The organism is Streptomyces sp. 147326 (assembly GCF_045000215.1).
In the GTDB taxonomy this organism is placed as follows: domain Bacteria; phylum Actinomycetota; class Actinomycetes; order Streptomycetales; family Streptomycetaceae; genus Streptomyces.
The window spans coordinates 4,934,490-4,953,294 of record NZ_CP134201.1 but is presented as its reverse complement, the minus strand read 5'-3'; the positions used below and the strand labels follow the sequence as shown (position 1 = coordinate 4,953,294).

The window sequence follows — 18,805 nt, the reverse complement described above, 5'->3', positions numbered from 1 at the left end:
GGGCTCGCCGCCAGGCCGGGGCCTGGGCTCGCCGCCAGGCCGGGGCCTGGGCTCGCCGCCCGACCGGGGCCTGGGCTCGCCGCCCGACCGGGGCCCAGGGTCGCGCCCGACCGGGGGCCAGGGTCGCGCCCGACCGGGGGCCAGGGTCGCGCCCGACCGGGGGCCTGGGGGCGCGCCCGGCGCTCCGAAACGGCACCGGCGGCGGTCCCGCGCGCCGAGAACCGCCCGGCCCGCCCGGCGATACGGCAGACTGGAGGTTTGGCCGCCCGCGCCCGGGCGGCCGTCTCACCGCCGGAAAGGGACGCGCGTGAACGGACCGCTCATCGTCCAGAGCGACAAGACCCTCCTGCTCGAGGTCGACCACGAGCTCGCCGGAGCCGCGCGCCGCGCCATCGCTCCGTTCGCCGAGCTGGAGCGGGCCCCCGAGCACATCCACACCTACCGGATCACCCCGCTCGGCCTGTGGAACGCCCGGGCCGCCGGTCACGACGCCGAGCAGGTCGTCGACGCGCTCGTCGAGTACTCCCGCTACCCCGTCCCGCACGCGCTGCTCGTCGACGTGGCCGAGACCATGGCGCGCTACGGCCGCCTCATCCTCTCCAAGCACCCCGTGCACGGCCTGGTCCTGACCAGCACCGACCGGCCCGTGCTGGAGGAGATCCTGCGGTCCAAGCGGATCACCCCGCTCGTCGGTGCGCGGCTCGACGCCGACACCGTGGCCGTGCACCCCTCCGAGCGCGGGCAGATCAAGCAGACGCTGCTCAAGCTGGGCTGGCCGGCCGAGGACCTCGCCGGTTACGTGGACGGCGAGGCGCACGCGATCGAACTGGCCGAGGACGGCTGGGCGCTGCGCCCGTACCAGCAGCAGGCCGTCGAGGGCTTCTGGCACGGCGGCTCCGGCGTGGTCGTGCTGCCCTGCGGCGCCGGCAAGACGCTGGTGGGCGCCGGGGCCATGGCGATGGCCAAGGCGACCACGCTGATCCTGGTCACGAACACCGTCTCGGCCCGCCAGTGGAAGCACGAGCTGGTCAAGCGGACCTCGCTGACGGAGGAGGAGATCGGCGAGTACTCCGGCACCCGCAAGGAGATCCGGCCCGTCACGATCGCCACGTACCAGGTGCTGACGACCAAGCGGAAGGGCGTCTACCCGCACCTGGAGCTCTTCGACTCCCGGGACTGGGGCCTGATCGTCTACGACGAGGTGCACCTGCTGCCCGCGCCGGTCTTCAAGTTCACCGCCGACCTGCAGGCCCGCCGCCGGCTCGGCCTGACGGCCACCCTCGTACGCGAGGACGGGCGGGAGTCGGACGTCTTCTCGCTCATCGGGCCGAAGCGGTTCGACGCGCCGTGGAAGGAGATCGAGGCGCAGGGCTACATCGCGCCGGCGGACTGCGTCGAGGTCCGCGTGAACCTCACGGAGTCGGAGCGGCTCGCGTACGCGACCGCCGAGACGGAGGAGAAGTACCGCTTCTGCGCGACGACGGCGACGAAGCGGAAGGTCACGGAGGCGCTGGTGCGCAAGCACCAGGGCGAACAGACCCTCGTCATCGGCCAGTACATCGACCAGCTCGACGAGCTCGGCGAGCACCTGGACGCCCCCGTCATCAAGGGCGAGACCTCCAACGCGCAGCGCGAGAAGCTCTTCAACGCCTTCCGCGAGGGCGAGATCAGCGTGCTGGTCGTATCGAAGGTCGCGAACTTCTCCATCGACCTGCCGGAGGCCACGGTCGCCATCCAGGTGTCGGGCACCTTCGGCTCCCGCCAGGAGGAGGCACAGCGCCTGGGCCGCGTCCTGCGGCCGAAGGCGGACGGTCACGAGGCGCGCTTCTACTCGGTCGTCGCGCGCGACACGATCGACCAGGACTTCGCGGCGCACCGCCAGCGCTTCCTGGCCGAACAGGGCTACGCCTACCGGATCATGGACGCCGACGAGCTGCTGGCGAGCGACTGAGGGCCGCCGGACGGCCGTCCCGCGGGCCCGGGGCGGCCGGGGCGGCCGGGGCGCGGGCTGCGGCGATCAGCAGGGCCAGCAGGGGGACGCACCAGACCCACAGGGCCGGCCAGTCCGGTAGCGGGGCGCGGGCGGCGGCGGGTAGTTGCCGGGTCCAGAACGCGGCCGAGTCCTGCGGGAGGACCAGCAGCCCGAGCAGCGCGGTACCGGCGAGGGCGGCCAGCGCGGTCAGTCCGGCCCGGACGCGGCGGGTCGCCAGCAGGTACGGGACGAAGGCCGCCGGGAGGAGGGTGATCCCGGCGGCGACGCCCAGCGCGAAGCCTTTGCCGAGCGCGGCGCCCGGCCGGCCGAGATCCCACAGGACCAGGCAGGCGAGTGCCAGGTTGATCTGACCGGGGAGCGGCGCCTGGAACAGCGGCCCCAGCCACAGCCCGGCGACGCTCGCGGCCAGAACGGGACCGGGCCTGGCCGCCAGTCCGGCGAGGCGCCAGGACAGGCTGATCAGCAGGGCGAGCAGGCCCGCGTCACCCAGGACGAGGACGGCCTTCAGCACGGCGGCGGGCAGCCAGGCGGCCGGCGTGAACAGGATCGCCGCGAACGGCGGGTACACGGCGGACGGGCGCCACTCCGCGGCACAGAAGCCGTCGACGAGGGCATCGGCCACCGGAACGCGCAGGGCGACGCCGAGCACACCCAGCACGAGCAGCGAGCCCGTCACCAGCACGCCGGCAAAGGGCAACGGTAAGCGGCTCTGGGCAGGACTCCGGTTCACGCGCGTGACCCTAGTGGATCACCCAACGCACCTTGCTGCGCGGCCAGTCCACCCGCGACCAGCCCGCCGCCGGCAGGCGCGGGCGGCGGGGGTGGTCAGCGGCGTATGACGCCCGCGTCCTCGGCGTATTCGCCGAGGACGACGACGCTCACGGCGGCCGCCGCGAAGATCTTGGCCGCCTGCAGCGCGCGGCCGAGGGGGCGGCGCGGGCGGGCGTCGGAGAGGGCGGTGGCGCCGCGCGGGCGGCCACCCTGGACCGGGGTGAAGGTTGCGGTGCTCATGTATCCATGGTGCGTTTGCGCCACGCGGATCACATCGCTCTGGGGGCGTAACCGCGGGCCCGGCGGCCTCCTCCTCCCGGCCCATGCCGACCCCTAGGGACCTCCCTGAGGTATGACACTCCCCGGTATGACACCCGTACGGCGGTCCCGTACGGGAGGACTCAAACCCGTTCGCACCGCCGCGCCGCCGCGGTTAGAATCTCCGCTCTTGCCAGCCTCCCACCGCCTCATCGGGGAGAGCCGCCCCCCGGCCGGAACCGGCGGGCTTCTGTTCCGTACCAGCAGCTGGAGGCCTTCCCGTGCCCGCGCACGCCCCCGAGTCCGACCCGCTCGCCCGCGAACGTGCCCACCTCTCCGCCTCGCGCTCCGCCCTGCGCGCCATGCGCGAGGACGTCGAGGCCCTCGACATCCGCGACGTCACCGCGAACTGGGTCAACGCGATCGTCCTCCAAGCCCAGATCGACGACCGCATCAAGGCCCTCGCCGACCTCTCCCACACCCCCCTCTTCTTCGGCCGCCTCAACTACCTCCACGCGCCCGGCGCCGAGCTCGCCGAGGGCGCGGAGGGCGAGCAGTTCTACATCGGCCGCCGCCACGTCCACGACGCCGACGGCGATCCGATGGTCATCGACTGGCGCGCGCCCGTCTCCCAGCCGTTCTACCGGGCCTCCAAGACCGACCCGCAGGACATCGCGCTGCGCAGGCGCTTCGGCTACACCGGCGGCGAGCTGACGGCGTACGAGGACGAGCACCTGTCCGACCCCGCCGAGGCCGCCGCCGTCAGCAAGCTGCTCCAGCAGGAGATCGAGCGCCCGCGCGTCGGCCCCATGCGGGACATCGTCGCGACGATCCAGCCCGAGCAGGACGAGATCGTCCGCTCCGGCCTCTCCGGTTCCGTCTGCGTGCAGGGCGGCCCCGGTACCGGAAAGACCGCCGTCGGCCTGCACCGTGTCGCGTACCTCCTCTACGCGCACCGCGACCGCCTCGCCCGCACGGGCACGCTCGTCATCGGGCCGAACCGTTCCTTCCTGCACTACATCGAGCAGGTCCTGCCGGCGCTGGGCGAGCTGGAGGTCAAGCAGGCCACCGTCGACGACCTGGTCGCCCGCGAGGGTCTGGAGGTACGCGGCACGGACGCCGCCGAAACCGCCGTGGTCAAGGGCGACGCCCGGATGGCGGAGGTGCTGCGCCGCGCACTCGTCTCTCACGTCAGCGCGCCGGCCGAGCCCCTGATGGTGGTGCGCGGTTCGCGCCGCTGGCGGGTGCCCGCGTACGAGATCGCCGAGATGGTCGAGGAGCTGCAGAAGCGCGACATCCGCTACGGCGCGGCCCGGGACGCGCTGCCGCAGCGGATCGCGCACGCGGTGCTCGTACGGATGGAGCAGGCGGGCGAGGCACCGGACGACCGCGTGCAGGACGCGGTGGCCCGCAACGCGGCGGTGAAGGCCGCGGTCAAGGCGGTCTGGCCGCCCGTCGAGCCGGCGAAGCTGGTCCTGCGCCTCCTGTCCGACCCCGACTTCCTCGCGCTGCACGCGGCGGACGTGCTCACCGCCGACGAGCAGAAGCTGCTCCTGTGGCCGAAGCCGTTCCGGAGCGTGAAGGCGGCGAAGTGGTCTGCGGCGGACCTGGTGCTGATCGACGAGGCCGCCGACCTGGTGGAGCGGACGCATTCGCTGGGCCACGTCGTGGTCGACGAGGCCCAGGACCTGTCGCCGATGCAGTACCGGGCGGTGGGCCGGCGCTGCACGACGGGCTCGGCGACGGTCCTCGGCGACCTCGCGCAGGGCACCACCCCGTGGGCCACGCGCAGCTGGGACGAGGCCCTGACCCACATGGGCAAGCCGCAGGCCGTGCTGGAGGAGCTGACGGCGGGCTTCCGCGTCCCGCGCGAGGTGATCGCGTACGCCTCCCGCCTCTTGCCGTCGATCTCCCCGGGGCTGGCCCCGGTCTCCTCGGTCCGCGAGACCCCGGGGTCGCTGCTGATCTCGCAGAGCTCGGACCTGACGGCGGACGTGGTGGCGGCCTGCCGCGCGTCGCTCGCCCACGAGGGGTCGATCGGCCTGATCGCGGCGGACGCGCGGATCCCCGCGCTGGCGGAGGCCCTGCTGGCGGCGGGCCTGCCGTACCTGGCGCCGGGCGAGGAGACCACGGCCGAGTCGCGGCTGACCCTGGTCCCCGCCTCCCTGGCGAAGGGTCTGGAGTACGACTACGTGGTCCTGGACGAGCCCGCGGCCATCGTCGACGGCGAACCTGACGAACGCACGGGCCTGCGCCGCCTGTACGTCTGCCTCACCCGAGCCGTCTCCGGCCTCACGGCCCTCCACGCGGCCCCCCTCCCGGCCGCCCTGTCCTGACCCACGGCCCCGGGCCCTCCCCAGACTCCGTCCGGGGGACCCACGCGCCTCAAACACCGGCACATCCAGCCCCGCCGGCGTTTGAGGCGCGGGGTCTGGGGCGGAGCCCCAGGTCTTTCGGCCCCGCCGGCGTTTGAGGCGCGGGCGCGGAGCGCCGTAGGGGGTTCGGGGCGGAGCCCCGGTTCGTCAGGTCAGGGCCGAGCGCCACTGGGCGACGGCCTCGGCGGAGACCGGGCGGCCCCACCCGGAGGGACGGGCCGCGCCGCCGATGTGGAACGCGTCGATGCCGGCCGAGCGCAGCACCGGCAGGTGCGAGAGGGTCAGCCCCCCGCCGACCAGCATCCGCGCCCCGTACCCCGGCTCCCCCCGCCGCGCCGCCTCGGCGGCCAGCACCGGCAGCCCCTCGTCGACCCCGGCCGCCGAGCCGGCCGTCAGGTACGTGTCCAGGCCGGGCAGGTCGGCCAGCGCCTTGCGCAGCTGGTCCCGGTCGGCCGCGCGGTCGATCGCCCGGTGGAAGGTCCAGCGGCAGCCCTCCAGCTCCGCGACGACCGCCTCGACGGCGGCCAGGTCGGGGGTGCCGTCCGGGTTCAGGAAGCCGAGGACGAACTCCTGCGCGCCCTCCGCCCGCAGCTCCCGCGCCGTGCGGACCAGTACGGAGACGTCGCCCGCCGCGAAGCCGTCCGTCTTGCGGAGCATCACGCGCAGCGGGATGTCGACCGCCGTCCTGATCGCCGCGAAGGTCTCACGCGGCGGGGTGAGCCCGTCGGCGGCCATGTCGGTGACCAGTTCGAGTCGGTCCGCCCCACCGGCCTGGGCCGCGATCGCATCCTCCGCGTCGAGGGCGATCACCTCCAGGAGCGCACGGTTGCTCATTCGTTGCCGTCCTTCGTCCGGTATGAAAAATAGGTCTAGTCCAATATCCAGGGTACGGGCCTCCCCCCGCGCTTCACCAGCACCATCACGCCACCCCCACAATGTGCCCATGGACACAGGCACCCAGCACCGCGACACCCCCGGTGGCACCGGCCCCGACACGACGGCCCTCCAGGCCCGTTGGCGGGTGACCGTCACCGCCGCCGGCGCCGCCGCCGACCGCGATCCCGCCCCCTACGCCGACCGCCTGCTCGCCGCCTGGGCGGAGCCGCAGCGCCGGTACCACACCACCGCGCACCTGGCCGACGTACTCGCGCGGATCGACGTACTGGCGCCGCACGCCGCCGACCTGGCCGCCGTGCAGCTCGCCGCCTGGTTCCACGACGCCGTCTACCGTCCCGACCGCTCCGAGAACGAGGAGCGAAGCGCCGCCCTGGCCGAGCGCGCCCTCCCCGAGCTCGGCATAGAGACCGCCCGCACCGCCGAGGTGGCCCGGCTGGTCCGGCTCACCGTCACCCACGACCCCGCCCCCGGCGACACCGACGGCGAGGTGCTCTGCGACGCCGACCTGGCCGTCCTGGCCGGCGCCCCGGAGGCCTACGCCGCCTACGCGGCCGCCGTGCGCGCCGAGTACGGGTTCGTCCCGGACGAGGCCTTCCGCACCGGCCGCGCCGCGGTGCTGCGCCAGCTGCTCGACCTGCCCCGGCTCTTCCGCACGCCCTACGGCGCCACGCACTGGGAGGCCCCGGCCCGCGCCAACCTCGCCGCCGAGCTCGCCGCCCTCGCCGCCCCCGACGCCTCCGACGCCTCCGGGGGAATTTGATCGCGTTCGCGATGGTTGGTGTCAGTCATGCCCGCAGATGCCGCACGCCCCCGCATGCCCGTCGCCGTCTACATCCTCGGACTGTCCGTCTTCGCGCTCGGCACCAGCGAATTCATGCTCTCCGGCCTGTTGCCGCCCATCGCGGAGGACATGGACGTCACCATCCCGCAGGCGGGCCTGCTCATATCCGCCTTCGCGATCGGCATGGTCGTCGGGGCTCCGCTGCTGGCCGTGGCCACCCTGCGGCTGCCGCGCCGCACCACCCTGATCGCCCTCATCAGCCTCTTCGGCCTCGGGCAGGTCGCGGGCGCGCTGGCCCCCTCGTACGAGCTCCTCTTCGCCTCCCGCGTGGTCTCCGCGTTCGCCTGCGCCGGCTTCTGGGCCGTCGGCGCGGCCGTCGCCATCGCCATGGTCGAGCGGGACCAGCGGGCCCGCGCGATGGCCGTCATGATCGGCGGGCTGTCCATCGCCAACGTCCTCGGCGTCCCCGCCGGGGCCTTCCTCGGCGAGCACCTGGGCTGGCGCTCGGCGTTCTGGTCGGTCGGCGCGGCCTCCGCGATCGCCCTCGCCGGCATCCTGGCGCTGATCCCGAAGATCCCGCTGCCCGCCGAGAAGCCCTCGCTCGGGCGCGAGCTGCGCATCTACCGCGACCGCCAGGTGTGGCTGTCCATCGCCGTCACGGCGCTGGCCGCGGGCGGCGTCTTCTGCGCGTTCAGCTACCTGTCACCGCTGCTCACGGACGTGGCCGGGCTGGACTCCCGGTGGGTCCCGTGGATCCTCGCCCTCTTCGGCATCGGCGCGCTGGCCGGCACGACCGTCGGCGGGCGGATCGCCGACGCGCACCTGTTCGGCGTGATGATCTGGGGCATCACCGCCTCGACCGTCTTCCTCGTCGTGCTCGCCCTGCTGGCCCCGGTCCAGGTCGCGGCGGTCGCCCTCGCCTTCCTGATCGGCTTCTCGGCCTTCTTCACCGCCCCGGCGCTCAACGCCCGCATGTTCAACGTGGCCGGCGCCGCCCCGACCCTGGCCGGCGCCACCACCACGGCCGCCTTCAACCTCGGCAACACCGGCGGCCCCTGGCTCGGCGGCACCGTCATCGACGCGGGCCTGGGCTTCGCCGCCACCGCCTGGGCGGGCGCGGCGATGACCGTCACCGCGATCGGCCTCGCCGTGGCCGCCCTCCGCCTGGACCGCCGCCGGACCGCCCCGACCCGCGTCGTGGCCTCCTCGGCACCGCTGCTCTCGGGCGCGCCCGAGAAGGTCTAGGACGACCTAGGTGTGTTGTCCGGACAGGTTGGTGACGCGGCTGGCGGGTGTTTGGCCTTGGATGCCGGTGTGGGGTCGGTGGTAGTTGTACCAGTCGATCCAGTCGGTGAACGCGGTCTGTCGTTCGGCGTCTGAGGTGTAGGGCTGCTGGTAGGCCCATTCCTCGAGCAGGGTGCGGTGGAAGCGTTCGACCTTGCCGTTGGTCTGCGGCCGCCAGGGCCTGGTCCATCGCGGGCTGATGCCCAGATCACGGCAGGTGTCGCGCCAGGTGTTCTTGCTGTAGGCCCAGGCGTTGTCGGTCAGGACGCGTTCGACGGTGACGCCTCGTTCTGCGAACCAGGCGACGGCGCGGGTCAGGAAGGCTGCGCAGGTGGGGGCGGTCTCGTCGGGCAGGTCTTCGGTGTAGGCGAGGCGGGTGTGGTCGTCGAGGGCGGTGTGAAGGTAGGCCCAGCCGGTGCCGGTCTTGTTGCGCCGGCCTTCGGCCCGGCCGAGGGTCTTGTGGCCGCCGCCGTCGGGGATCCTGCCGAGCTTTTTGACGTCGACGTGGATCAGTTCGCCCGGCCGGGAGCGTTCGTAGCGGCGGATGGGTTCGCCGGTGGCCCGGTCCAGGGTGGCCAGGGCCGGCTGACCGTGGCGGGTGAGGATGCGGTGGGCGGTCGAGGGCGCGATTCCCGCGCGGGCGGCCAGTCGCAGGGGTCCGATCCGGTATTCGCGCCTGAGCCGCAGCACATGTTCCTCGACTGCGGGGGTCCGTCGCGGCTGGTGGTGGGGGCGGCTGGTCCGGTCACTCATTCCGGCGACGCCCAGCGTGCGGTAGCGGGTGGCCCAGCGGGCCGCGGTGGTGTGGCTGACCTGGAAGCGTTCTGCTGCCCGGCGCACGGGCCAGCCGTCGTCCACGACACAGCGGGCCAGCCGAAGTCGTCCGGTCTCGGTCAGCGGGGCATTACGGTGGACCACGAGGGCCTCCTCGGATCGGTGGAGATGTCGCAATCCACACCGAACCCGGAGGCCCTCACTCATTTCAAGAACCCAGTACGCGTGTCACCAACGTCCCGGGACAACACACCTAGGCGCGGTCCCGCCCGGGGGCGGGGGCAGTGGCAGGGGCTCAGCGGCAGAGCTCGAAGATGTCGTCCTCGAAGGTGTCGAACTCCGCCTGCGCCTCGGTGATGATCTCCCGGGCGGGCCGGCGCGGGGTGGTCGCGTGCCGCTCGGCGATCGCCGCCAGGGCCTCGTCGGGGCGCGCCTCGCGCTCCCCGTGCAGGGCGGCCTCGCGCGGCCCCCCGTCGGCCAGCACCCAGAGCAGGTCGGACAGGTTCCCGGCGACCACGCCGACCTCGCCCTCGGAGTCCATGAACACGACGGGCTGCTCGGCGAGCGGCCGCCTCCGGCGCGCGTACCAGATCGCGGCGAGGCCGCCGGAGCCGTCCTGGCCGAAGATCCGCAGGCCGGCGGCGTCGAGCTCGTGGTTCGCCGTCCAGTGGCGCAGCCAGTCGGTGGTGTCCTCGGCGGACCGGAAGGCCTCGTACGGGGCGAAGTCGACGCCCTCGTCGCCGTAGTCGAACTCGATCCGGGACACCTCGGTCAGGGCGGGCGGGAAGCGGCGATCGTCGTCGCCGGTCGTGCTGAACATTCCCGCAGGCTAACGGCCCCCACCGACAGCCTTCCGAAAACGGCGGCCGCTACGGCTACGGCTGCGCGGGCCGGCCCTTCGGGCGGCGCAGGCCGGCCTCGGTGAGGCGGCGGACGAGTTCCTTGCTGCCGATCTCCACCGCGCCCGCGCCGACCGCGTCGGCGTACCGGTACGAGGGCACGTCGTAGTGGTCCCGCTCGAAGGCGCGCGGCGGGCAGCCGATCCCCGCCGCGAAGGCGTGCAGCTCCTCGTACGAGACGTCGCTGACGAGGTGGGACCACATGCGGCCGTGGCCGGGCCAGGTCGGCGGGTCGATGTAGACGGTCACGGGCGGCTCACCGGAGACCGAAGACCGGGCCCAGGCCGCCGACCGCGGCCACTTTCACGCCCGCCTCCGAGCACACCCAGTGCGGGTCGGGTCCGAGTTCCGGCTCCACGTCGAGCGCGTGCGGATCGCCGTGGGTGCAGACCGGGCACAGCGGCCAGCGGCCGTACTTCTCCAGCAGCGCGTCCTGCACGTCCTGGGCGACGAGTCCGGCGAGATAGTCGACCCCCTCCGGCCACTGCTCCACCCACCAGCGGCGGTGCGTGACCGAGTCCTCGACGAGGGAGACGACATCGGCATCGGCGACCTCGCCGGCGGCGAGATCGGCGAGAACAAGTGCACGGGCGACGTGCAGCGCCTGTTCCAAGGGGGTCGCGTGGTCCATGGGCCCATTGTGGCCCCGAGGAGGCCCGGTGACGAAGGGCCTCTTTCCGGGGGCCGTATGGCGTATTGACGCCCACCACCCCCGAAAATAGGTTTCAGGTGTGAGCGAGAACACGAAAGAAACTTTCAGCCGTCGTCCTCAGACCGCGCCCGCCCCGGCGCCCTCCGCCCTGCGGGCCCGGGTCCGGAGCCTCGCCCCGTCCATGACGCGCTCCGTGCAGGCCGTCGCCGAGGCCGTCGCCTCCGATCCCGCCGGGTGCGCGCGGCTCACCGTCTCCGGCCTCGCCGCGCACACCGGCACCAGCGAGGCCACCGTCGTCCGCGCCGCCCGTCTCCTCGGCTACCCCGGCTACCGCGACCTGCGCCTCGCGCTCGCCGCCCTCGCCGCGCAGCAGGAGTCCGGCGCCGCCCCCGCCGTCACCGTCGACATAGCCGTCGACGACCCGCTCGCCGACGTCGTCGCCAAGCTGGCCCACGAGGAGGCGCAGACCCTCGCCGACACCGCCGCCGGACTCGACCTGGCCCAGCTGGCCGCCGCCGTCACCGCCCTCGCCACCGCCCGCCGCATCGACGTCTACGGCGTCGGCGCCTCCGCCCTCGTCGGCCAGGACCTCGCCCAGAAGCTGCTGCGCATCGGGCTCGTCGCCCATGCCCACGGCGACCCCCACCTGGCCGTCACGGGCGCCGTCCAGCTGGGCCCCGGCGACGTCGCCGTCGCGATCACCCACTCCGGTTCCACGGGCGACGTGATCGAGCCGCTCCGCGTCGCCTTCGAGCGCGGCGCCACCACCCTCGCCCTCACCGGCCGCCCGAACGCCCCCGTCGCCCGCTACGCCGACCTCGTACTGGCCACCTCCGCCGCCCGCGAGACCCAGCTGCGCCCGGCCGCCATGTCCAGCCGGACCAGCCAGCTGCTCGTCGTCGACTGCCTCTTCGTCGGCGTGGCCCAGCGCACCTACGAAACCGCCGCCCCCGCCCTGGCCGCCTCCTACGAAGCCCTCGCCCACCGCCATACGGCCACATCAAGCCCCGCCGGCGTTTGAAGCGCGGGGTCCCCGGGGCTGAGCCCCGGTCTTTCAGCCCCGCCGGTGTTGGAGGCGCGGGGTCTGGGGCGGAGCCCCGATCCCGAAGCCCAGCCCGCACACCGGCACCGACCCCCAGGGAGCCCCACCCATGACCCCGTACGCCGACCTCCGCGCCCAGCTGGAAACCCTCACCACCGAGGCCTTCCGCCAGGACTTCGCCGAGATCGACCGGCTGCCCACCCTCGACATCGCCCGCACCATGAACGCCGAGGACGCCACCGTCCCGGCCGCCGTCGCCGCGCAGCTCCCGCACATCGCCGCCGCGATCGACGCGATCGCCGAGCGGATGGCCCGGGGCGGCCGCCTCGTCTACGCGGGCGCCGGCACGGCCGGCCGGATGGGCGTCCTGGACGCCAGCGAGTGCCCGCCCACCTTCAACACCGACCCCGCCGACGTCGTCGGCCTCATCGCGGGCGGCCCCTCCGCCATGGTCAAGGCCGTCGAGGGCGCCGAGGACTCGCCGGAGCTGGCCGCCGCGGACCTCACCGCGCTGGAGATCGGCCCGGACGACACGGTCATCGGCATCTCCGCCTCCGGCCGCACCCCGTACGCGATCGGCGCCGTCGCCTTCGCCCGTACGCGCGGCGCGCTCACCGTCGGGCTCTCCTGCAACGCCGGCTCCGCCCTCGCCGCGACCGCCGAGCACGGCATCGAGGTCGTCGTCGGACCCGAACTCCTCACCGGCTCCACCCGCCTGAAGGCGGGTACGGCCCAGAAGCTGGTGCTCAACCTCATCTCGACGATCACCATGATCCGCCTGGGCAAGACCTTCGGGAACCTGATGGTCGACATGCGCTCCTCCAACGAGAAGCTGCGCGCCCGCGCCCGCCGCATCGTGGCGCTGGCCACCGGCGCGCCCGACGAGGAGATCGAGGCCGCGCTCACCGCCACCGGCGGCGAGGTCAAGAACGCCGTCCTCGTGATCCTCGGCGGCGTCGACGGCCCGAAGGCCGCCGAACTCCTCGCCGCCTCCCACGGCCACCTCCGCACGGCCCTCACCGAAACCCGCTGACCCCTGCCCCCGCCCGCATCCCCCAACGCAAGGCGACCCCACATGTCCACTGACAAGAACCGCGCCACAGCCGCCGCGATCCTTCCTCTGGTCGGCGGCCCGGACAACGTCACCTCCGTCGCGCACTGCATGACCCGGCTGCGCATCACACTGCGCGACCGTTCACTGGTCCAGGACGAGGCCCTGCGGGCCCTCCCCGCCGTCCTGGGCGTGGTCGAGGACGACACCTACCAGATCGTGCTGGGCCCGGGCGCCGTCGCCCGCGTCACCCCGGAGTTCGAGGCGCTGGTCGAGGAGGGCCGCTCGGCGGCGCCCGCCGCCCCCTCCCCGCACGCCGTCACCGCGGAGGACCTGCAGGCGCAGGGCGCGGCGCTGAAGGAGGCCCAGAAGGCCCGCAACGCCACCCCGTTCAAGCTTCTGCTGCGCCGCGTCGCGAACATCTTCGTACCGCTGATCCCGGCGCTGATCGGCTGCGGCATCATCGCGGGCCTGAACGGCCTGCTGATGAACCTGGGCTGGCTGCCCGCCGTCGTCCCGGCGCTCGCCGCCATCGCGTCCGGCTTCATGTCGCTGATCGCCGTGTTCGTCGGCCACAACACCGCCAAGGAGTTCGGCGGTACCCCGATCCTGGGCGGCGCGGTCGCCGCGATCATCGTCTTCCCGGGCGTCGTCAAGATCGACGCCTTCGGCCAGCAGCTCTCCCCCGGCCAGGGCGGCGTCCTCGGCGCGCTCGCCGCCGCCCTGCTCGCCGTGTACGTGGAGAAGTGGTGCCGCAGGTGGGTCCCCGAGGCCCTGGACGTCCTCGTCACCCCGACCCTCACGGTCCTGATCTCGGGCCTGGTCACCCTCTACGGCCTGATGTTCCTCGCCGGTGAGGCCTCCGCGGCCATCGGCACCTTCGCCGACTGGCTGCTCGCGACCGGCGGCGCCTTCGCGGGCCTGGTCCTCGGCGGGCTCTTCCTGCCGCTCGTGATGCTGGGCCTGCACCAGGCTCTGATCCCCATCCACACCACGCTCATCGAGCAGTCCGGCTACACCGTGCTGCTGCCCATCCTCGCCATGGCGGGCGCGGGCCAGGTCGGCGCGGCCATCGCCGTCTACTACCGGCTCCCGCGCAACGGTCCGCTCCGCACCACCATCAAGTCCGCCCTCCCGGCCGGCTTCCTCGGCGTGGGCGAGCCGCTCATCTACGGGGTCTCCCTCCCCCTCGGCCGCCCCTTCGTCACCGCCTGCGTCGGCGGCGCGGCCGGCGGCGCCTTCGTCGGCCTCTTCAACCAGCTCGGCGTCGCCTTCGGCTCCACCGCCATCGGCCCGTCGGGCTGGGCCCTGTTCCCCCTGCTCGACGGCAAGTCGAACCCCGGCATCACCATCGCCATCTACGCGGGCGGCCTGGCCGTCGGCTACCTGGTCGGCTTCGCCGCCACCTACTTCTTCGGCTTCACCCGCCAGATGCTGACCGACCTCAACACCGACCCGACCCCGGCCACCGCGGCCGCCGAGCCCTCCAAGGAACCGGCCCTGACCTGACGCCCGCCCTTGCCGTGACCGCGCCGAGGCAGCTTGCCCTCCAGTTGGTCGAGGCCCCTAGCGTCAGCGGCCATGGCATCCCCCGACACCGCCCGGCACGGCTCGGCGCGCCCGGCCCTTCCCCGCACGTACCTCGTCTGGCTCGCCAGCACCCGCGCCTCGCTGCTCGGTGACGCCGTCCTGTACTTCGCCCTCGGCTGGGCGGCGAGTGCCCACGGTGGCGGGACCGGCGCTCTGGTCCTGACCGCCATCACCCTTCCCCGTACCTTGCTGCTGTTGCTGGGCGGCGCCGTCGGCGACCGGTTCGGCGCCCGCAGGGTGATGGTCGTCGGGGACGCCGCGATGCTCACGGCCACGCTCGCGCTGGCCCTCGCGAGCTCGCGCCTGGACGCCTCTCCCTGGCTCCTCGTCACGGTTGCGGCGGTGGTCGGCACGGTCGACGCGTTCTACCTGCCGGCCGCCGGGTCCATGCCCCGCACTCTGGTGGGCGAGGCGCAGCTCCCCCGGGCGTTGGCCGTGCAGCAGGCGGCCGGACAGATCGCCTCGCTGCTCGGGGCTCCCCTGGGCGCCGTACTCGTCGCGGCCGCCGGCCTGACCGGCGCGGCGCTCGCCGATGCGGGCACCTTCGCGGTCGTCCTCGTCGTGCTCGTCCGCGTCCGGCCGGCCTTCGCCGTCGAACGGTCCCCTCGCAGGGAGGGTCTCCTGGCAGGGGCGGCGGACGGGGTGCGGGTCGCCGTGGCGGATCCGGTCCTGCGGTCCGCGCTGCTGCTGACGGCCGCTGCCGCGTGCTTCCTCCTGCCGGTGGTGTCCCTGCTGAACCCGCTCCTGTCACGGGAGCACGGCTGGAGTGCCGGGGCGGCCGGTCTGATCGCCGGCGGCCAGAGCCTGGGGGTGGTCGCCGTGGCACTGGTGGTCTCGCGGCGGGGCACCGTGCGCCGGATCGGCAGGGGTGCGGCGCTGGGGCTGTGTGTCGCGGCGCCGGGCATCACCGCGGTGGCGCTGGCCGGGCAGGCCTCCGTGGCCGTTGCCGTGGCCGGGGGAATCGTCACCGGTGCGGGTTCCGGGATGTTCGCCTGCCACATCGGTCCGCTGGTGCTGACCGGCGCCCCGGGCACGCACCTGGCCAGGCTGCAGGCGCTGCTGACGCTCGTTCAGAGCCTGGCGCTGGTGGTGGGCAACAACGCCCTCGGCGCACTGGCCGACGCCCGGGGAGCCACGCTCGCCACGGCGGTGTGCGCGGCGGGCGCCTGCGCCGCAGGACTCACGGGCCTCGCCCTGAAACCGCTCGGCCGCCCGCGCCAGCCGTGACCCGGGGCCGGCCGACTCCCCTGCCCGGCACCGGTCAGAGGGAGTCGTGGACAACAGGGCGGTTGTCCGTGGGAAGACTCCATGCAATGGCCGACAGCCGTTGCCCTGCCTGTGATCGTTACGTGGGTGTCGTCTCTCGGCGTCCGGCCGCCGTCGGTGGGGTGGCGGCTCCGTTGAGGCAGCGGTCGAGGAGTGCGTGCATGCGGGGGGCCGGGAGGGACGGGTTGGCCGCTGCGCCCTCTGCGGTGCGGGGGTCGGCGAGGAGGGTCTCCAGGGCTTCCGGTGTCAGGCGCGGGGTGGCGGCGGCCGCCCGGCACACCGACTGGTCGGGATCTCCCACCGGGGGTTCAGGCAGAGTGGGATCGGCTGCGGCCAGGGCGCGGCCCTGCACCGTCAGACCTCCGGCTCCGCCTCGCCCCAAGCCCCGTACCTCAGGCTGCGGTTCCGCGAGGAGGGACCGGCATAGGCTGCCCTCCATGGAGATCCCCGCCGGGGCGGCCGCCCTCGAAGTCATCCGCCTGGACCCCCGTCAGTTCCACCCCTGGGGTCCCATATCCGGCGGCACCACCGTCACCCTGTGGACCGGCGCCGAGGCCACCGAGACCCTCGCCCTGCTCGAAGCCCTGCCCCCCGGCAACCGGGCCCGGTGCTTCGTCCCCACCTGGGGCCTGCGCGCCCACGACGCGGAGCTGAACCACCTCTACGACGTCATCCCCTGCTTCTCCTGCAACCTCGCCCTGCTCACCGGCCCCGCGGTCCCCGAGCACCTGAGCCGCGGTTACGGCTTCGACCGCAAGAGTCCCGCGGCCAAGGCGCTCCTGTCCCGCCTCCGCGCCGCCGAGGAGATCCCCCCGGTCGTACCGGCCGGCCGGATGCGGGCCCTGCCCCAGCCCGTGCTCGACCTCCCCGGCGGGTGGCTGCTGCGCCCCTGGGAGCCGTCCGACGCCCCCGCCCTGATCGCTTCCGGCCTCGACCCCGACATCCAGCACTGGAACCGCACGGGCCGGTTCACCGAGGGCCGGGCCGAGAAGCGCATCACGCGCTACCGCCGCAACTGGGAGGCCGAGAAGTCCGCGATCTGGGCCGTCGCCCCCGCCGCCGGCGGCCCGGCCGTCGGCCTGATCGGGCTGGCCGACCTCGATCTGGCGGGCGGCAGCGGCGAGATCCTCTACTGGCTGCTGCCCGCCGGCCGCGGCAGCGGCCTCATGGTGCCGGCCACGGAGACCGTCACCCGCTGGGCCTTCGACGACCTCGGCCTGCACCGCATCCGCATCACCCACTCCGTGGCCAACCCGGCCTCGTGCGCCGTCGCCACGAAGGCCGGCTACCCCTTGGAAGGCACCATGCGCGGCGCCCTCCTGCACAGGGACGGCTGGCACGACGAGCACCTTCACGCCCGCCTGCGCACCGACTCCCCGGTGTAACCGGGTCACTTGGGCGGGCTCGCGCCCTTCTCGGTGGAACGTGCCTTCTCCAGGAGCTCCCGGTACGGCGTCTGCGCCGTGGCGCCGCGCACCTGCGAGAGGCCGTACCGCTCACTGGCTTCTCGGTTCTGCAAGGGCATGGTGGGAACGAAGGATATCCGTTCACCCGGGGGTGACACATGCACATCGACACGCGGCCAGTCACCACTGTCGACCCTCCACACGGTGATGCGCTGCTGACCTCGGGTCACGTTCAACATTTCGGTGCTGTTCGAAATGGTGGTCCGATATCTTGATTTCGCACCGCGCGGATCCCCCTGCTCGCACATCACTCCGAAACGCCACCCCTCCCTCTCCAGGTTGGTGTGCTTGAAATCGGTGGCCATTGTCATTCTGTCTTTCCTGATCACGTACACCTCGGTCTGGGCTCTGATCGCCTCGTAACCGCGCTTCTCAGGATTCTCGATCTCAACGACCACGTCCTGCGCGACCTCTTCCCCCGGATTCAACACGTGGCCCACCGGAGTCACGAACTCACCGTCGTGGATCAATTCGTAGTCGGCGGGCTTCACCTCGGAGGGGCCGCTCGCAGGTCCGCCATGGATCCAGTAGATGCTGCCGAGGACGTAGACGGGAACCTGTCCGGCGTTCTTCACGTACAGATGGGCCGTCACATACATCGACGCCCCGTTCTTCACCTGGTTCGACTCCCTGAACTCGGCCCCGCTCAGTATCAGCGGGGTCGTCACATAGGGAACATAGATCTGCGCGTACGCCAGGTTGGCGACGGCGAGAAGGGTGGAAACGATCGCCCCGATCGCAATCTTCCTGGGAATGCTGAGACCCTTCCACGCCCGACATTTGGCCAGTTCGAGCAGGGCCATCGAAGACCAGACGAGGAGGCCTATCGCAATCACGGTGTAGCCAGTGAAACGCTCACCTATCTGCAGCAGAACGACAGAAATGCTACAGAGGAGGGTGATGACGACTCCGACCAGAACGACCACCCCCGAGTAATTCCATCGCCGCATCTCCCAGAAGTCGACAGCGGCCGCGGCGGCGATCACCTCCACCAAGGCCACGACGAGAATGGTGAATCCAGCGATGCGTCCGCCGTAGGTCAGGGCATCACCGCTGTCCGCTATTCCGACCCGGAAGAGCAGACATGCGGTCACGAGGAGGCCGAAAACCACGATGCCTCCGTTGGCTCGTCGCATCCACGCTTGGTCCGGCCAGTAAGTGCCGTCCTCGCCGAGAAAACGGATGGGGTGTCCGTCCTCCACGCCTTCACGGCTCAGGAGTTTCTCGAGTTCCTCTTCGGACCAGACCCTGCCCACCGACCTGCCGTCGATCAGAACCTTCCGCAAGCCGAGGTCGTCCGGCGCTCCCACGGTCACGATGCGCGTGTTCGCCATGACACCAGACTGCCGCTTGTCCACGGGAGGCGCTTCTGGAGAGCGCACTCCACGTGTGCCCGCACGTCAGGGTGCGGGCGGCGCGGCGCAGGGGGAAGCTGGTGTTGAGGTGTTGGCGTCCCTCGTCCCCACGGGAGTTCTCATGCGAACACGACTTCTCGGCTTCGCCGCCGCCCTCGTACTGGCCGTTCTCGGCGCCACGGCCCCCATTGCGCAGGCCGCCGTACCGGCTGTCGCCGGACCGACGTGCGTGGACGGAAGCGGCACGGTGGAGTACGACTCCACCGCCGGCCAGTGGATCTGCGTAGGCGGCGAGTACGACGGCGAGCTCATCACCAAGACCTGAACGCCGGCCGTACGCGCTTCCCGAAC

Annotated in this window: 19 protein-coding genes; 10 read left to right on the top strand and 9 right to left on the bottom strand. The window is 72.9% G+C overall.

Annotated elements, in window-relative coordinates; genetic code table 11:
- Window positions 1–307 precede the first annotated feature (307 nt).
- Window positions 308–1,951: a DNA repair helicase XPB gene (locus RIU97_RS22725; RefSeq protein ID WP_404959425.1), complete on the top strand. Its 1,644-nt coding sequence runs from the start codon at window positions 308–310 to the stop codon at window positions 1,949–1,951.
- Here the strand turns inward: RIU97_RS22725 and RIU97_RS22720 are convergent.
- Window positions 1,917–2,675, bottom strand: coding sequence for a glycosyltransferase family 87 protein (locus tag RIU97_RS22720; RefSeq protein ID WP_404959424.1), 759 nt, complete (start codon window positions 2,673–2,675; stop codon window positions 1,917–1,919). The two genes, RIU97_RS22725 and RIU97_RS22720, sit on opposite strands and share 35 nt — an antisense overlap.
- Before the next feature lie 143 nt (window positions 2,676–2,818).
- The gene (locus tag RIU97_RS22715; protein ID WP_351296420.1) at window positions 2,819–3,004 is read right to left on the bottom strand and encodes a hypothetical protein; all 186 of its coding nucleotides are present in this window, start codon (window positions 3,002–3,004) and stop codon (window positions 2,819–2,821) included.
- A gap of 299 nt (window positions 3,005–3,303) precedes the next feature.
- Between RIU97_RS22715 and RIU97_RS22710 the strand changes: the two genes are divergently transcribed.
- Complete coding sequence (locus tag RIU97_RS22710) at window positions 3,304–5,358, top strand: HelD family protein (protein WP_404959423.1); 2,055 nt, start codon at window positions 3,304–3,306, stop codon at window positions 5,356–5,358.
- Window positions 5,359–5,544: 186 nt separating this feature from the next.
- On the opposite strand, the gene RIU97_RS22705 is transcribed toward RIU97_RS22710, so the two are convergent.
- Window positions 5,545–6,231, bottom strand: coding sequence for a copper homeostasis protein CutC (locus RIU97_RS22705; RefSeq protein ID WP_404959422.1), 687 nt, complete (start codon window positions 6,229–6,231; stop codon window positions 5,545–5,547).
- 109 nt (window positions 6,232–6,340) lie between these two features.
- Here RIU97_RS22705 and RIU97_RS22700 point away from each other — a divergent pair, with 109 nt between their 5' ends.
- Window positions 6,341–7,054, top strand: coding sequence for a hypothetical protein (locus tag RIU97_RS22700; protein WP_404959421.1), 714 nt, complete (start codon window positions 6,341–6,343; stop codon window positions 7,052–7,054).
- A gap of 54 nt (window positions 7,055–7,108) precedes the next feature.
- Window positions 7,109–8,320, top strand: a complete 1,212-nt coding sequence (locus tag RIU97_RS22695; protein ID WP_404962904.1) for a Cmx/CmrA family chloramphenicol efflux MFS transporter — start codon at window positions 7,109–7,111, stop codon at window positions 8,318–8,320.
- A 6-nt stretch (window positions 8,321–8,326) separates the two neighbouring features.
- On the opposite strand, the gene RIU97_RS22690 is transcribed toward RIU97_RS22695, so the two are convergent.
- From RIU97_RS22690 to RIU97_RS22675, 4 genes are all read right to left on the bottom strand, one after another.
- Window positions 8,327–9,277 carry an IS481 family transposase gene (locus RIU97_RS22690; RefSeq protein WP_404959420.1) on the bottom strand — a complete coding sequence of 317 codons (951 nt, stop codon included), beginning with the start codon at window positions 9,275–9,277 and terminating at the stop codon, window positions 8,327–8,329.
- Window positions 9,278–9,428: 151 nt separating this feature from the next.
- On the bottom strand, window positions 9,429–9,953 hold the full coding sequence (locus RIU97_RS22685; protein ID WP_404959419.1) for an SMI1/KNR4 family protein: 525 nt from the start codon (window positions 9,951–9,953) through the stop codon (window positions 9,429–9,431).
- 55 nt (window positions 9,954–10,008) lie between these two features.
- A complete protein-coding gene (locus RIU97_RS22680; RefSeq protein WP_362859540.1) occupies window positions 10,009–10,281 on the bottom strand; it encodes a DUF4031 domain-containing protein in 273 nt (90 codons plus the stop codon).
- A gap of 7 nt (window positions 10,282–10,288) precedes the next feature.
- The gene (locus RIU97_RS22675) at window positions 10,289–10,663 is read right to left on the bottom strand and encodes a hypothetical protein (RefSeq protein ID WP_361759131.1); all 375 of its coding nucleotides are present in this window, start codon (window positions 10,661–10,663) and stop codon (window positions 10,289–10,291) included.
- Window positions 10,664–10,763: 100 nt separating this feature from the next.
- On the opposite strand from RIU97_RS22675, the gene RIU97_RS22670 reads away from it, so the two are divergent.
- From RIU97_RS22670 to RIU97_RS22655, 4 genes are all read left to right on the top strand, one after another.
- Window positions 10,764–11,705, top strand: a complete 942-nt coding sequence (locus tag RIU97_RS22670) for a MurR/RpiR family transcriptional regulator (protein WP_404959418.1) — start codon at window positions 10,764–10,766, stop codon at window positions 11,703–11,705.
- 130 nt (window positions 11,706–11,835) lie between these two features.
- On the top strand, window positions 11,836–12,759 hold the full coding sequence (murQ, locus tag RIU97_RS22665; RefSeq protein ID WP_404959417.1) for an N-acetylmuramic acid 6-phosphate etherase: 924 nt from the start codon (window positions 11,836–11,838) through the stop codon (window positions 12,757–12,759).
- 42 nt (window positions 12,760–12,801) lie between these two features.
- Entirely contained in the window at window positions 12,802–14,286 is a 1,485-nt protein-coding gene (locus tag RIU97_RS22660) for a PTS transporter subunit EIIC (protein ID WP_404959416.1), read from the top strand.
- A 72-nt stretch (window positions 14,287–14,358) separates the two neighbouring features.
- The gene (locus RIU97_RS22655; protein WP_404959415.1) at window positions 14,359–15,594 is read left to right on the top strand and encodes an MFS transporter; all 1,236 of its coding nucleotides are present in this window, start codon (window positions 14,359–14,361) and stop codon (window positions 15,592–15,594) included.
- A gap of 118 nt (window positions 15,595–15,712) precedes the next feature.
- On the opposite strand, the gene RIU97_RS22650 is transcribed toward RIU97_RS22655, so the two are convergent.
- A complete protein-coding gene (locus RIU97_RS22650; RefSeq protein ID WP_404959414.1) occupies window positions 15,713–15,934 on the bottom strand; it encodes a hypothetical protein in 222 nt (73 codons plus the stop codon).
- Between the two features lie 136 nt (window positions 15,935–16,070).
- On the opposite strand from RIU97_RS22650, the gene RIU97_RS22645 reads away from it, so the two are divergent.
- Window positions 16,071–17,018: a GNAT family N-acetyltransferase gene (locus RIU97_RS22645; RefSeq protein ID WP_404959413.1), complete on the top strand. Its 948-nt coding sequence runs from the start codon at window positions 16,071–16,073 to the stop codon at window positions 17,016–17,018.
- 5 nt (window positions 17,019–17,023) lie between these two features.
- Here RIU97_RS22645 and RIU97_RS22640 read toward each other — a convergent pair whose 3' ends face one another.
- On the bottom strand, window positions 17,024–18,457 hold the full coding sequence (locus RIU97_RS22640) for a hypothetical protein (protein WP_404959412.1): 1,434 nt from the start codon (window positions 18,455–18,457) through the stop codon (window positions 17,024–17,026).
- Window positions 18,458–18,575: 118 nt separating this feature from the next.
- Here RIU97_RS22640 and RIU97_RS22635 point away from each other — a divergent pair, with 118 nt between their 5' ends.
- A complete protein-coding gene (locus tag RIU97_RS22635) occupies window positions 18,576–18,779 on the top strand; it encodes a hypothetical protein (RefSeq protein ID WP_404959411.1) in 204 nt (67 codons plus the stop codon).
- Window positions 18,780–18,805: the final 26 nt, after the last annotated feature.